The sequence below is a fragment of the Microcoleus sp. K1-B1 genome (assembly GCF_036704705.1).
Classification (GTDB): Bacteria; Cyanobacteriota; Cyanobacteriia; order Cyanobacteriales; family Microcoleaceae; genus Microcoleus.
Genome location: NZ_JAUBSH010000072.1, coordinates 21,800 through 35,202, shown reverse-complemented (window position 1 = coordinate 35,202; position 13,403 = coordinate 21,800). Strand labels below are relative to the sequence as shown.

General features: G+C 44.7%; 16 protein-coding genes. 8 read left to right on the top strand and 8 right to left on the bottom strand.

Features of this window, described 5'->3' with window-relative positions:
* Nucleotides 1–88: 88 nt before the first annotated feature.
* From QUA83_RS22240 to QUA83_RS22215, 6 genes are all read left to right on the top strand, one after another.
* Complete coding sequence (locus QUA83_RS22240) at nucleotides 89–340, top strand: DUF4258 domain-containing protein (RefSeq protein WP_333295874.1); 252 nt, start codon at nucleotides 89–91, stop codon at nucleotides 338–340.
* Nucleotides 341–353: 13 nt separating this feature from the next.
* Complete coding sequence (locus QUA83_RS22235) at nucleotides 354–593, top strand: DUF2283 domain-containing protein (RefSeq protein WP_333295872.1); 240 nt, start codon at nucleotides 354–356, stop codon at nucleotides 591–593.
* Between the two features lie 42 nt (nucleotides 594–635).
* Nucleotides 636–866 (top strand): hypothetical protein, encoded by a 231-nt coding sequence (locus QUA83_RS22230; protein ID WP_333295870.1) that lies wholly within the window; start codon nucleotides 636–638, stop codon nucleotides 864–866.
* 3 nt (nucleotides 867–869) lie between these two features.
* Nucleotides 870–1,199 carry a type II toxin-antitoxin system PemK/MazF family toxin gene (locus QUA83_RS22225; RefSeq protein WP_333295868.1) on the top strand — a complete coding sequence of 110 codons (330 nt, stop codon included), beginning with the start codon at nucleotides 870–872 and terminating at the stop codon, nucleotides 1,197–1,199.
* A gap of 63 nt (nucleotides 1,200–1,262) precedes the next feature.
* The gene (locus QUA83_RS22220) at nucleotides 1,263–2,117 is read left to right on the top strand and encodes a TIGR02587 family membrane protein (RefSeq protein WP_333295866.1); all 855 of its coding nucleotides are present in this window, start codon (nucleotides 1,263–1,265) and stop codon (nucleotides 2,115–2,117) included.
* Nucleotides 2,114–2,518, top strand: a complete 405-nt coding sequence (locus tag QUA83_RS22215; RefSeq protein WP_333295864.1) for a TIGR02588 family protein — start codon at nucleotides 2,114–2,116, stop codon at nucleotides 2,516–2,518. The genes QUA83_RS22220 and QUA83_RS22215 overlap by 4 nt, the downstream gene beginning before the upstream one ends.
* Before the next feature lie 197 nt (nucleotides 2,519–2,715).
* Here the strand turns inward: QUA83_RS22215 and QUA83_RS22210 are convergent, their stop codons facing one another.
* The 8 genes from QUA83_RS22210 to QUA83_RS22175 form a co-directional block, all read right to left on the bottom strand.
* Nucleotides 2,716–3,309 (bottom strand): CPBP family intramembrane glutamic endopeptidase, encoded by a 594-nt coding sequence (locus QUA83_RS22210; RefSeq protein ID WP_333295862.1) that lies wholly within the window; start codon nucleotides 3,307–3,309, stop codon nucleotides 2,716–2,718.
* 31 nt (nucleotides 3,310–3,340) lie between these two features.
* Nucleotides 3,341–4,579 carry a DUF3326 domain-containing protein gene (locus tag QUA83_RS22205; protein ID WP_333295860.1) on the bottom strand — a complete coding sequence of 413 codons (1,239 nt, stop codon included), beginning with the start codon at nucleotides 4,577–4,579 and terminating at the stop codon, nucleotides 3,341–3,343.
* Nucleotides 4,576–4,767, bottom strand: a complete 192-nt coding sequence (locus QUA83_RS22200) for a hypothetical protein (protein WP_190738159.1) — start codon at nucleotides 4,765–4,767, stop codon at nucleotides 4,576–4,578. The genes QUA83_RS22205 and QUA83_RS22200 overlap by 4 nt, the downstream gene beginning before the upstream one ends.
* Nucleotides 4,768–4,824: 57 nt before the next feature.
* Entirely contained in the window at nucleotides 4,825–5,142 is a 318-nt protein-coding gene (locus QUA83_RS22195) for a 2Fe-2S iron-sulfur cluster-binding protein (protein ID WP_333102813.1), read from the bottom strand.
* Nucleotides 5,143–5,386: 244 nt separating this feature from the next.
* Nucleotides 5,387–5,932 (bottom strand): Uma2 family endonuclease, encoded by a 546-nt coding sequence (locus QUA83_RS22190; protein ID WP_333295858.1) that lies wholly within the window; start codon nucleotides 5,930–5,932, stop codon nucleotides 5,387–5,389.
* A 277-nt stretch (nucleotides 5,933–6,209) separates the two neighbouring features.
* Nucleotides 6,210–7,391 (bottom strand): GTPase, encoded by a 1,182-nt coding sequence (locus tag QUA83_RS22185; protein WP_333295857.1) that lies wholly within the window; start codon nucleotides 7,389–7,391, stop codon nucleotides 6,210–6,212.
* A 196-nt stretch (nucleotides 7,392–7,587) separates the two neighbouring features.
* Nucleotides 7,588–8,127: a Uma2 family endonuclease gene (locus QUA83_RS22180; RefSeq protein ID WP_333295854.1), complete on the bottom strand. Its 540-nt coding sequence runs from the start codon at nucleotides 8,125–8,127 to the stop codon at nucleotides 7,588–7,590.
* A 194-nt stretch (nucleotides 8,128–8,321) separates the two neighbouring features.
* Nucleotides 8,322–8,963, bottom strand: coding sequence for a PD-(D/E)XK nuclease family protein (locus tag QUA83_RS22175; protein WP_333295851.1), 642 nt, complete (start codon nucleotides 8,961–8,963; stop codon nucleotides 8,322–8,324).
* A 235-nt stretch (nucleotides 8,964–9,198) separates the two neighbouring features.
* Between QUA83_RS22175 and QUA83_RS22170 the strand changes: the two genes are divergently transcribed.
* Both QUA83_RS22170 and QUA83_RS22165 read left to right on the top strand, forming a co-directional pair.
* Entirely contained in the window at nucleotides 9,199–10,146 is a 948-nt protein-coding gene (locus QUA83_RS22170) for a hypothetical protein (RefSeq protein ID WP_333295849.1), read from the top strand.
* Nucleotides 10,147–10,196: 50 nt separating this feature from the next.
* Entirely contained in the window at nucleotides 10,197–13,304 is a 3,108-nt protein-coding gene (locus QUA83_RS22165; protein WP_333295846.1) for a CHAT domain-containing tetratricopeptide repeat protein, read from the top strand.
* The last annotated feature ends 99 nt before the right edge of the window (nucleotides 13,305–13,403 follow it).

Sequence of the window (13,403 nt, the reverse complement as noted above, 5' to 3'; positions counted from 1 at the left end):
GAGTTACCTCAGTAGATATATTCTTTTTGTTTACTTATCTTAACATAGTTCGGTTTTTTTGCGCCGACCTACTTAACTACTTAGCAACGTGAGCGTTAGATTACATCCCCATGCTCAAGCACGATTGATTGAGCGAGGTGCAACTGAGGCCGAAGTAATTGCTACTGTTGAAAGTGGCACCACTTTTCCAGCTCAATTTGGCAGAACCGGATTTAGGCGCAACTTTTCCTTCAATGCTGAGTGGCAGGGAAAAGTTTATGCTATGAAGAAAGTGGAGGCGATCGCAGCCCCAGAAGGCGAAGACTGGATGATTATTACTGTAATTGTCAAATTCTTTTGAGCAGGAGGTTCCCGTGAAACTGACTTACGATCCGAGATACAACGTAGCTTATATATACCTGAAAGAAAAAACCGCACAGGTAAACACTATCCAGGTTAGCGATCAAATGAATGTGGACATTGCCCCAGACGGTACTATTTATGGAATTGAATTACTCAATGCCAATCAACAATTAGGGGCGGATAGTCAAGGAAAACTGATTGTTGTCAACGAAGCTTTGGGAGAGTATTCTGAGATTAAACTGGCACTATAACTGCCTTAACATAATTTTGTTAAATACAGATTCAAACCTACCATGAAAGCCTACGAGTTTCCCGCAAAAGTCACAGATGAAGGGAAAATAGAATTTCCCGATACTCTCTTAAAATACTTGGCAGTTAACCAAGAAGTCCGAGTTATTGTTCTGGTGAAAGAACCAACTGACACACAAGATGAAGAAGAGGAAAACGCTGCTTGGCATCGTCTTGCCACCGAACAATTCTTTGGTGATTGCAGTGAAGAAGACGCAATTTACGATGAGATTTGAGCTATGACTAATTATCAGCTTGGAGAATTAGTTCTAGTTGCATTCTTGTTTGCGGGTGCCGCCGAAACTCAACGCCGTCCTGGTTTGGTACTGTTGGACACAGGAGATGAAAATATGATTGTTGCCAAGATAACCAGTCAAATCCCTCGCACAACTTTTGATGTAGAAATTCGGGAATGGCAACAAGCAGGATTAAATCGACCTTCAGCGGTTCGCTTACATAAACTGAACACATTACAAAAAAGTTTATTTGAACGCAGACTGGGAATATTAATCCCTGATGATTTGGCACAAGTTAGAGAAAGAATACAACAAATATGGTATTCTATCTAAGCAGGTTTAAAAAATCAAAAAATATTTAATTGCCAATCTTTTGAGGTTCGTTTTCAATCACCAATGAAAAAATCAAAAAAACGTAAAAATCAGTGGTCAAAGGAACTAAACGACATCATTCGAGGTGCATCTGGCGGCTTTTTGTTCGGAATTCCGCTGCTTTATACGATGGAGGTTTGGTGGATCGGTTCGCATACTACACCAGCGGAAATGTCGATCGCGATCGCAACTACCTTTATCGTCGTTTTCTTGCTGACTCGCACAGAAGGTTTTCGCAAAACTAAGGACATCCGCTGGCTAGATGCTGCAATCGATACCGTAGAAGCGATCGCCATTGGCATTGTCTGCGCGGCTTTTGTCCTGTTTTTGCTCAGGGAAATTACTCCGGAGACTCCGCTGCAAGAAACTTTGGGGAAAATCATCTTTGAAGGCCTGCCGTTTGCCTTGGGAGTAGCCCTGGCCAACGGTTTCTTGAGCGGCGATCGCTATCAAAGTTCAGACAGTGAACAGGAACCTACCATTAATGCAACTGTAGCAGATATCGGCGCTACTTTAATCGGCGCGATGATCATTGCTTTCAACATCGCCCCAACTGACGAAATTCCCATGCTAGCGGCAGGTATTTCGCCACCTAGGCAATTAGCAATTATCGCCGCTTCGCTGCTAATTTCCTACGGTATTGTATTTGTAGCAGGCTTTACTTATCAAGCAAAACGACAGCAGCAGCAAGGGGTTTTTCAGCGTCCCCTCAGCGAAACTGTCATGGCCTATTTAGTGTCGCTGGCGGCTTCTGCATTTATGATGTTTTTCTTCCACAAACTCAGTTTTGACGATCCGTGGTCGATTTGGTTGAACTATACGTTAGTATTGGGATTGCCGGCGACTATTGGGGGCGCGGCGGGGAGGTTGGCGGTATGAGTCAAAGTAATAACGAACAACAACAAAAAAGAAGTCCTGCTGAATGGGTGACATTTGCGATCGCCTGCTCGATCCTCTTTTCCCTCACCGGGCTTGTACTCTACAACTGGGTGACTAAAAAGCAGGAACCTCCGGTTATTTCTCTCACTCGCAACACGCCTATTCGCGAAACTCAAGGGCAATTTTACGTGCCGTTTGCAGTAACTAACACGGGCGGCGAAACGGCAGAGTCTGTGCAAATTATTGCCGAATTGCGCGTCAACGGTGAAGTTGTAGAATCCGGCGATCAACAAATTGATTTTTTGTCAAGTGGCGAAACTCAAGAAGGAGCTTTTATCTTCAGCCGCAACCCCAGTCAAGGTCAATTGATTGTGCGATCGAGCAGCTACAAACTGCCTTAACACAGATAAAACTCGGCGGTTAAAACCTTTTCACCTCTGTAAACTCTTTCTCTCCCTACCCTTCGGGAACGGCTTCGCCGAACGCGCCCTTCGCGTCTTCGCGGTTCCTTCAATCTCAAAACCCCCTTGCGCCTTGGCATTTATTGCTATATATTCCGCCCAGGCGCGATTTCAATCACTTTGGAATTGCGATCGAGCTAACGCTTCACGAGATTGTGTTCCCACTTCCAAACACAGCTAGAAATCAAATTCGTGCAGATATGAGCCGTAATTGGCACTAACAAATTCCCAGTAGCTAAAACGCTGTAACCCAACAGCAATCCGACAGCCGTTGCCCAAACAGCATAAGGCCACTGATCCAGGGTTCCCAAGTGCAGAATGCCGAAACAAAAACTCGATAAAACTAAACTGGTAACATTCAATCCTAAAGCAGACAGCATCACGCCTCGAAATAGCAATTCTTCGCTAAGTCCCGGCAGGAGTCCCAGCCAAATTAAATCAGGCCAAAACAAAGGTTTGAGCACTACTTCCAAGTAAACATCCGCACTCCGGCGATAACCGGGCCAGAGTTGATAAACGATCGCACTACCGCCTGTAATTGCCAATCCGATCGCACATCCGTTGAGCAAGTCGATTCCTATCAATTTGACTGGCAAAAGCGATACCGATCCAAATAGCAACCACAATTTAGCTACCGCCAGCAACATAATTGCTGTCACGCCCATTGCTACTAAAACTTGGGTGCGCGTCAAGGGTTCAATTTCAGGGTTTTCGGGAATTTTTTCTGCCACTTAATCACTTTTAGATTGGAGGTTTGAGATTTTAGATTTGTTTTGTTGAGTCAGACAAACAACGCAGGGAGGAGATGTCTGCACCCAAGGAAGCTGGACTGATGCCGGCTCGCAAAGCGACCAAAACTCCGATCGCCTCTAAATATGAGTTTACCTGCAAAGCTTTGATTCCGAGTTTTTCTGGAGTCGCCTGCATCTGGGTTTTGTTGTCCCCGACAGCGATGATTTGCACGGACGATCGCCCGCTCAAACTCAGAATAGCACTGCCACCGCAGGCTGTGGCGGGTATCACCACCGCATCGACTCGATCTGCCCACAAACCCTGGGACTCGAAATCTCGCCTGTTTGCGAAGTTCTCTCTTGTGGGGAGTAGGGGTTGGGCATCTTGCCCGCCCAATAGCTGCCTGCGGGCATCTTGCCCGCCCAATACCTGTGACAGGCAAGATGCCTGTCCCACAGTAGGAGTGACAAACTGTGACAGGCAAGATGCCTGTCCCACAGTAGGAGTGACAAATTGGGGAGCTTTGCTGAGGCCGGCAAGGACGCAAGGTAGGAAAGTATAGCCGATTTCTTCAGCAGCCGATCGCGGGGACAGGTGCGGATCGAGGGGAAGTGGGGAAAGCGCGGGGGCGTGGGCGCAGGGGATTTTAAACGTCCTGACGACGAGGTGGCTGATGACAGCTTCCGCGCCGGCGAGGGGGTCAACTCCTTTGCCGCGGCGGTAGTTTTCGAGGGCGAGGCTGCCTTCATCGTCGGGAAATCTGGCCACAACTGCGATCGCCTCTACTCTTGCTTGTGTGATTAATTTTTCTGCAGCGCGCAATAAACTGTCGGGATTGCCGATCGTCCCCCAGGATGCCCCTGATTCAGAAATACGCAATTCTACCTGCAGAGGGCGATCGGTTAAAACACAATCAGTTATATTCAAACCCAATGTAGCTCTCGCTGCATCAGCCGCTTGCAAGTGGCGCAACTGCAATTCTGGTTCGATCGCGGAATCTAGGATTAAGCCGATGCGATTTTGATGTACTGGTTGCAGTCCCCAGCATCCGGCAGCAAATTTGTCAAGGGCGTAACCTTCAACGTAGAGAGCGTTAGGTATCGGCCAATAAAGTTGAGCGCCGTTGAGGACGTTGGGGTGAGTGATCAGGGTATCAGAAATTTGGGCGATCGCCCTAGCCACGGGCAGCGCATCTCCTGCAAACCCACCAATCGACGCTCCAACGCCTGTGGGGACTATCAAAACCACTGTCAAAGGGCGGGGGTTCACGATGTTGCGGGGGATGCTTCCACGAGCACGTAGCCTTCTACCACAGCCTTTTGCCGATCGACATCCACATCTGTGACTGCCCACCGCAGCGGTTCGCCGTACTTTTGCAGTTCAATTTCAATAGCCGAGTGCAGTTGTTCGGCGGTCTCGTGGAGGTCAACTTCTGCGGAAATGAAATGGGTGGTCATAGGGCGATCCATAGTGGTTTTACCGCTAACGGTACTTAGGTCAATTTTAGCTTAGTCCTAGGATTTACCGAATTGGCGATCGTACACAATGTCTTCTTTTTCTGTTTCTATCTTCAAGTTTGATCGGGGATAAGCAACGCACAGCAACACATAACCTTCTGCCTGAAGTTCGGGACTAACGCCCATGCCATCAACTTGATCGACTTGACCCTCAATAATTTTAGCAGCGCAAGTAGTACAAACCCCCGCATTGCATGAACTCGGCAACTCAATGCCGGCGGCGTTGGCGGCGCGAAGAATTTGTTTATCTTCGGGTACTTCTACGGTATAGGTAGTGCCTTGGTGGATCAATTCAACAGTGTAAGTCTTAGACATATATCAATTATTGGTTTTAATTCCCCAATTGGAATTTACGCTAGATTTGGAAACAAAGCAATCAGTATTTTACCGCTATTTGTGCTTTTTTGCAATTTTACAACTGCATTTTTTATTGATAATTTTTTTATTACTTGGCTGGGGCGAGCGAGTGGCATTTTGTCAATGACTTTTTCACAAATTATTACAAACCTCACGGCGGAACTGTGCCACAAAGCACTTATACCTAATTAATTTTTTGCCTTCAAGCCAACAACTCATCAACCGCCACACTAAAACCCGGCAGCACTAGCTGAGTGCTGACTGTAGAACCCAAGTTAAAAGTTAACTTTTGAGTTTGAGTCATTATCATTATCCAGCGACTTTCTGGAAAAACAATCCAAACTTCCAGACAACCCGAATCTAAATACTCTTGTGCTTTCAGAAATATTTCTTCCGCAATATCAGTAGGAGAAACTATTTCAGCAATTAACGGCGGACTTTGAGGCAAAGTAGGAACATCGCCATATTGAGCAACAAGTTCAGGAGTCAGATAAGCTACATCAGGACGGCGCACTCGCCTGTCAGTACGACAAGGAACTTCTGTATAAACTTCGCCGCCTTGTCCGCTAGATATCTTGTAACTTCTCCAAGAATAATCGAGTTTGGATTGAATTAGACTGTGTTTTGCTGTCATGCCATGTTTCTCCACAATTTGCCCGTCCACCCATTCCATATCGTCCGGGGGATTAGCCATGAAGTCTTCTAGAGAAACATTTTCTGATAAAACGGCTGCCATTACCATAGCCATTTACTCCCTTTTGCACAATTCACTCATATTGTAGCAATCAATTGGTAATGGGTAATTGGGAATTGGTAATTGGGAATTGGGAATTGGTAATTGGAACTGAAATATTGCACCATTTTCAGCAACAGGCAAGATGCCTGTTCCACAAGAAAATCAATATCTTTGTGGAACAGGCATCTTGCCTCTTCATAAAAGGCTTATTGAGAATGGTGAAATATCTCAGTTGGAGTAAAAAAATAACCCATGTTCTATGCCCCATGCCCCATGCCCCATGCCCAATTTACTCAATATTAATTTGATTGGGAGGCTTAGGTTGATGCGGTTTGTCATCCTTCAAAGTTTTACGCCCAGAACTAGCATAATCCTTATAAAAATCCACAAACATCTTGGTTAACTGCTGCAAAGAAAGTTGTTCCCCATTAATTTGAGCTTTCATATAAGCTTTAAGCACTTCAATGTAAGCCAAACCGAGGGCCAGCGTGAGAGTTGCTGCCGTTGCACCGGAGATAGCACCGCCGACAACAGTACCCGCACCAGGAATCATTTTAATCAAATTAGTAACAATACTTCGGCCGATAGCAGTAACCCCGCCAGCGCCGCTAATAGCAGACAGCATCGCCGAAATAAACCCCTTATCAAAGGGCATTCCAAAAATTACAGTAATATTAGCAATCATTGCCGTTTGCATCGTCATCAAAATCGGCGCATCAGCAAACGGTACAGGAGTCGCGCCGACAATGGCAGAACCTGCAACATAAGCACTTAGATATTTAAATGCCATATCGGATTTGAGCGCAATATTTGCAATTTGTTCTTTAACAAAAGCTTTTTTAGCTACTTCGGGCAGTAGTTGAAAAGTTGCATCTACCAACTTGTCTAAACCGTGAGATTTTACTGTATAATCCTCATCGATTTCTTCCGGTTCAGCCATGACGGGGATAATTTGACTGACTGGCAAATTCATGTGTTCCAGTTGCTTGAAAAAATCGCTCGGCTTTTTAGATGTAGTTTGAGTCAAAACTAAAATCACTGGTACATCTTTGACTTCCATTTCTTTTAGCCAGTTGTCCTCCACAGATTCTATTCTATTTGCACCGTGATTGATGCAATACCAGATGACGTGAATGTGTTCTTTTGGGTGCAGGAGTCTTTGGTCTTCGATCAGTTTAGCAACGTTTAATTGAATAACTTTAATTTGTTCGGCGTTAAGTTCGAGTCCGGGGGTATCGTAGACTGTAATTGGGCAATTCAGTTTGGTATATTGGCGAATGCCTTGAGTGATTGGGCGGCCGACTCCGGTTTCTGCTAAGCGTTGGCGAAAAACGGAATTGATCAGGGTACTTTTGCCGACGCCGGTTTTGCCGATGACTAAAACATTGCACTGTCCCACTTGGTTTTCTGCGTCTTTGAAGGCGTAGTAACTTCTATTTAAAAGGTCGTCTAAGGAAAAGTCGTCTGACATGGCGGTTTGCTCCGATAAGGGTGGGATATTAATTCAATACCACCGAATAGAATTCCGATTCTCTACAAACGAAGTCCACGAAGGCGGACTGGGGGAGTATTAAGAATATTGTAGCAATTTGATTTCAGAACTGGTGCAACGGGTAGAGGAGAGTTTTGTGTCGCGTGCTGCTAAATGAAAGGTTGTAGAATTTAGTTTAAGCTAGCAAGCGATCGACATCGATGCTAAAACCTATGAGGATTTGTTGGGTACTGGCGGTATCGCCGGCTCGAAATGTCAATATTTGATTGTGATTCATCACAAATATTAAACGACTTTCGGGAAAAACTAGCCAAACTTCCTGACAGCTAGATTCTAAATATTCCTGTGCTTTGAGAAAGACATCTTCAGCGATATCGGTGGGTGAAACTATTTCGGCAATTAACGGAAAACTTTGGGGTAAAGTGGCAAGATTGCCAAATTGTGCAACTAATTCGGGTGTGAGATAGGCGACATCGGGGCGGCGAATTTGTCGGTTAGTGCGACAAGGAACCTCGACATAAGCCTCTCCACCTTGTCCGCTAGACTCTTTGTAATTTTTCCAAGCATCCCCCAGGCTTAACTGAATTTTACCCGTCTTTAGTGTCATGCCATTTTTCTCCACAAGTTGGCCGTCTACCAATTCCATGTTATCGGGCGGCTCGGTGATGAATTCTTCTAAAGTAAAATTATCCTGTACACCAGTAGCAGTGACCATAGTTATTTCCTCGCTTTTACCAAACTCACTGGTTACTATTATGACCGATCGCCCTTGGCGATCGCACTTTGACCGACACTGCTGAAATTATACTGTAACGCCGTCTGGCCGAGCAACGTAGGCGCACTTGCTTCTAATAGCAACAGCTTTTAACCTATCGGTTGTCGGCATTTCGGGTATTTCTGGCGATCGACTTATGCAAATAAATCAGTTCCTCGGCTCCTTTTTACACAACAGCACGCAGAGGGAACCTTACAATAGCGACATTCCCAATCGCTAGGTTTTGGGTTGGGAGGTTGAGAATTACAAAGCATGGCAATTAAATGCTGCAAACGCTGTCTAAATTGCTCATTAACATACCACTTGGGAATATCTAAAATGCCATCTCGATAAACTAAGCGCCCGTGCGGAATGTGACCTTTAAACAGATTTTTGGTTGCCGGCGCAAAGGGCAACATTGACATATAGAGAAGCACTTGCATTTTATGTGAATCTTTGCGCTTGCCGGTTTTGATATCTTCGACAACAGCCCAATCATCTTTGATAGCAATGAGATCTGGTCTGCCGGCAACGCAGATATCAAAGGTTTGACCTTTATATTTGAAGGAATTTTGATTTTCAACATAGACAGTGAAGCCTTCAGTTTGCAGTTGTACTGCTCTTTGAATCAGCTTTTCTTCATGTTCTGAGGGGTCATAGGTACTCGGTTGTTTTTCAAATTGATAGTGAGTTCGTTGCCATAATGCGTGTAGGCAATCTTTTTCGGTTGCTAAGACTTCGGCAATCCCAGTTACAGTGGCGTAGGGATTGAATCTTTTTTGCGCTTGTGTTGGCATATTTTTTATAGGTATGTTTGGGATGTCTTTGCCATGACACCCACTCCCAAATGATGTCTAGTTAATTTCAGATAATTGTTGGTGATAATAAATGAGGATTTTAAGTGATTAAATAATTTCAAATAATGTCAAATTATGGCAAATTATTTTAAATAATGACTTGCGCTAAGGAGTTGCCAGCTAGAGACAACCTTGCTAAGATAAGCTGATAAGGCTGAGTTATGGCAGTGGATGTATGAATCTTAAGCAAAATTTTCAAAACCAAATCGCTGAATCGCTATTTCCTGGAAACCTGAGTGAGGAGAAGGCTTGTTTTCTTCGGCGATTCGCCCCGGACAATCACCCGGATAACAGAGTAAGCACTAATAAAGAAATTGCTAAACTAATGAAAAACGATTTAGCAGTTTATTGTGAAGAAAAAATAAATCAAACCATTCGGAAAGTGATTGAGGTAGTTCATAAAGCCTGCGAAGAAGAGATGAAAGCGGATGGCGTGAATACTGAGGCGTTGTTAAATCTTAAAGCAGGGGGGACGCTTAAAGGAAAAGAGGATGAAGAGAGTCACAAAAAATTTAGTCCTTGGAAAGAGGTTTATAAATGGCTGTGGAATGATAAATACCTGCGGTGGGTTGATATTAATGGTTGGGAGATTTTAAAGAAACAAGCTAAAACAGATTCCGATTGGATACAGTTTTTAACTGAGCAGGAAAGGGCATCAGTGGGAGTTGGTACTAGAGGACTTAAGCAGCTATCGCCTCGTTCTTCTGCACGAAAAATTGACCCCACAATTCCAATTAATCAGCCGTTGTCGATGAGGGTAGATTTGGCATATCCTAACTATCAAATGCTGTTGTTGTATCGCAGTGCTGAGATGAAATATGTTCTCTGTCCATCTTTGGGATATGCACCTAATGGTGTGAATAAACCACCGATGACGCTGCCTCAAGAGGGTTCTGTGGCACATGATAATAAAGAAACGTTTACTTTTGAAGAACTAGGAAAGGAAGAATTTTTAGCAATTGCCGTGGAGAATCCTTTAAATTTAGATTGGTTGCCTCCCTGTAAAGATGAAGATATACCTGTGTGGAATGCTGAACGTCTTAAGGAGTTATTTGAACAGTTGGAAAAACAAGAGAGTTGGAAAGTTTTTTATCAAAGTTTTGAGGTGGTGGAAACGGCCTAATTGGAGTTGGGAACCCTAAAAAAAATTACAGATAAGAGAGGAAAACAACCATGTACGAAAATCGCAGTGCCGCCTATTGGCAACTCATCCAAAAACTGCTCAAATCTTCTAAAGGGGAAGAATCGCAAATCTTAAACGCACACTCCGACTTACTCGATCCCGGACTTTTGGCAACGATAATCGCAGTTGCCAAACAATTTGATGATGGCAACCAAAATGAGGCTAATTTTTTAACTAACATTGCCTTAGAATTGGGTAAGTTTCTCGGTAACGATCATCAGCCAACGGCAATCAGAAAACAGACAGGCGATATTTTATTAAATTGGGGCACCGAGCAATATTACATTAGCCACATTTTCGCCGCTTTTCAATGTTGGCAACAATCCCTTATCATTTATCAAGCTATTCACGATCGTCAAGGGGAAGCGAGTTCTTTCGGAAATTTAGGCATTACTTACTGTTCTCTGGGAGAATACGAACAAGCGATCGCTGTCTACGAAAAGTCTTTAGCCATTAGTCGGGAAATTAAATACGGCGAAGGGGAAGCAAGTTCTCTAGGAGGTTTAGGCATTGCTTACTACTATCTAGGAGAATATGAACGAGCGATCAGTTTCCACGAACAGCATTTAGCTATTAGTCGGGAAATCAAAAACCGCTTTGGGGAAGCAAGTTCTCTGGGAGGTTTAGGCACTGCTTACGACTCTCTGGGAGAATATGAACGAGCGATTGCTTTCCACGAAAAGTCTTTAGCCATCTTTCAGGAGATCAAAAACCGTCAAGGGGAAGCAAGTTCTCTGGGAAGTTTAGGCAATTCTTACCGCTCTCTGGGACAAAATGAACGAGGTATCGCTTTCTACGAAAAGTCTTTAGCCATTTTTCAGGAGATCGAAAACCGTCAAGGGGCAGCAAGTTCTCTGGGAGGTTTAGGCACTGCTTACGACTCTCTGGGAGAATATGAACGAGCGATTGATTATCACGAACAATCTTTAGCAATTTTTCAGGATATCAACAACCGTCAAGGGGAAGCAAGTTCTATAGCAGCTTTAGGTAATGCTTACTATTCTTTAGGACACATTGAACGAGCGATCGCTTTCTACGAACAGTCTTTAGCCATTTTTCAGGAGATCAAAAACCGTCAAGGGGAAGCAAGTTCTCTCGCAGGTTTAGGCATTGCTTACCATTCTCTGGGAGAATATGAACGAGCGATTGATTATCACGAACAGTCTTTAGCTATTGAACGGGAAATCAAAAACCGTCAAGGGGAAGCGAATTCTCTTAACAACATCGGCATCGTTTACCGCCGATTGCAGGAAACAGAGAAAGCTATTAAGAACTATCGAGACTCCCTCAAAATTGCAACTCCCAAAACCATGCCAGCCGAATGCTTAAAAGCAGGTCGGAACCTTGGCAACATCGGCTTTACCCAAGGCGACTGGCATCTCGCATTAGAAGGATACGAACCCGCCATAAAAGCAGTCGAACAACTCCGCAAAGGCTCAACCACCGACAAACGCCGCCAAGAAATTATTAAAGAAGCCATCTCCGTTTACGCCAACGCCGTCCAATGCTACATCAACCTCAAACAATACGATCGAGCCGTCGAAACCGCCGATCGTTCCCGATCGCGCCACCTCGCCGACTTATTCGCCAGCAAAGACCTCTACCCCCAAGGCGAAATTCCCCACGAAGTCGAAGCATACTATCGCCTGCAACAACAAAGCGATCGCTTGCGTATTTCTGAAAATGACGGTATAAAAGCGATCGCCGCCACTCGCCAACCAACCCCCAACGGCGACGCTATCATCGAAAAAATTAAAGAATTAGAAGCAGAAAAACAGCAAGCTTGGCTAAAAATTCGCAGCAAAGACCAAGTTTTGGCGGCTCAATTGCAACCAGCCCCCCTCAGTTTCGATCAGATGCAAGCCTTAATTCCCGATGCCGAAACCGCCATCCTCAATTTTTACACCACTGCTGAGCATACCCACATTTTCATCTTGCGCCAAAGTCAAGCAACCAAACTCCACACCTGCGAAGGTCAAGGACTTGAAACCTTGCAAAATTGGCTATTGAACAACTGGTTAAGGCCTTATGTCGAAAACAAAACCGCATGGCAAAATCAAATGGGTGAATTTCTCCCAGAACTCGCTAACCGCCTGCAAATTAATCAACTAATTTCCCAACATCTCAACGGCATCAAAGAACTGATTATTATCCCTCACCTGTACCTGCATCAAATCCCCTTTGCTGCCTTACCTTTAAATAACAGTCCCATTCCCCACAGCAATACAGCCTCCGACAGAACACGCGGCTTAAAACCTCTCAGCAAACCCACCCTCACCCCTGCCAAAACCCCACCCCAAAAACCACCCGAATACCTCAGCGATAAATTCCGCCTCCGCATCGTTCCCAGTTGCCAAATACTCAACTTTTGCCACCAGCGAGGCAACCTCAAACCTGCGACGATGGGAATCGTAGAAAATGACACAGGCGACCTCGTTTGCGCGGGCTACGAGTGCGAAACCCTGGCAACCATGCACCAAATTGATAAAAATTCTCGCCTCCAAGATCAGCAAGCAACTATCGGCAACTATGAAAACTTACTCAACCAAGTGCAAGTCCTCCATTCCAGCCATCACGCCAGTGCGGATCTGAATAATTCCCTAGAATCAAAACTGCATTTATTTGATGGCGATATCAACCTCGGTCGTGTTTTTACCTGGAGATTTTCAGACTTAGCCGAAGTGTTCCTCTCCTGCTGCGAAACTAATTTAACCTTTACCCAAATTACCGACGATCCGCTCTCCATTGCTAGCGGTTTCCTCTGTGCGGGGGCGCGAAATGTGGTCAGTACCTTGTGGGCTGTGGATGATTTAGCAACCGCTTTATTTTGCATTTTATACTATCAGGAAAAGCAGGATAATAGCCGATCGCAAGCGCTACGGGAAGCACAATTTAAGCTCCGCACCTTGACAGGCGATGAGTTGTCTGCTAAATATAAACGGCAGTTAGAGGATTATTTTGAGCAGCAACAAAAAGGAGAACAGCAAGCAGAAATTGTCAAAAATGTGCGATTGCGATTAGATTGGCTTTGTCGGCAAGAATTGCCGTTTGTCAGTCCCTATAATTGGGCGGGGTTTGTGTCGCAGGGTTTGGCGTAGGAGAAACAGAGGTCAAGAAAATCATCTTTTCACTTAAAAAAAAAGCGCCTGAGTTCCCCCAGACGCGTACCATAAAATCAACAAATTGTCAACCCTAAC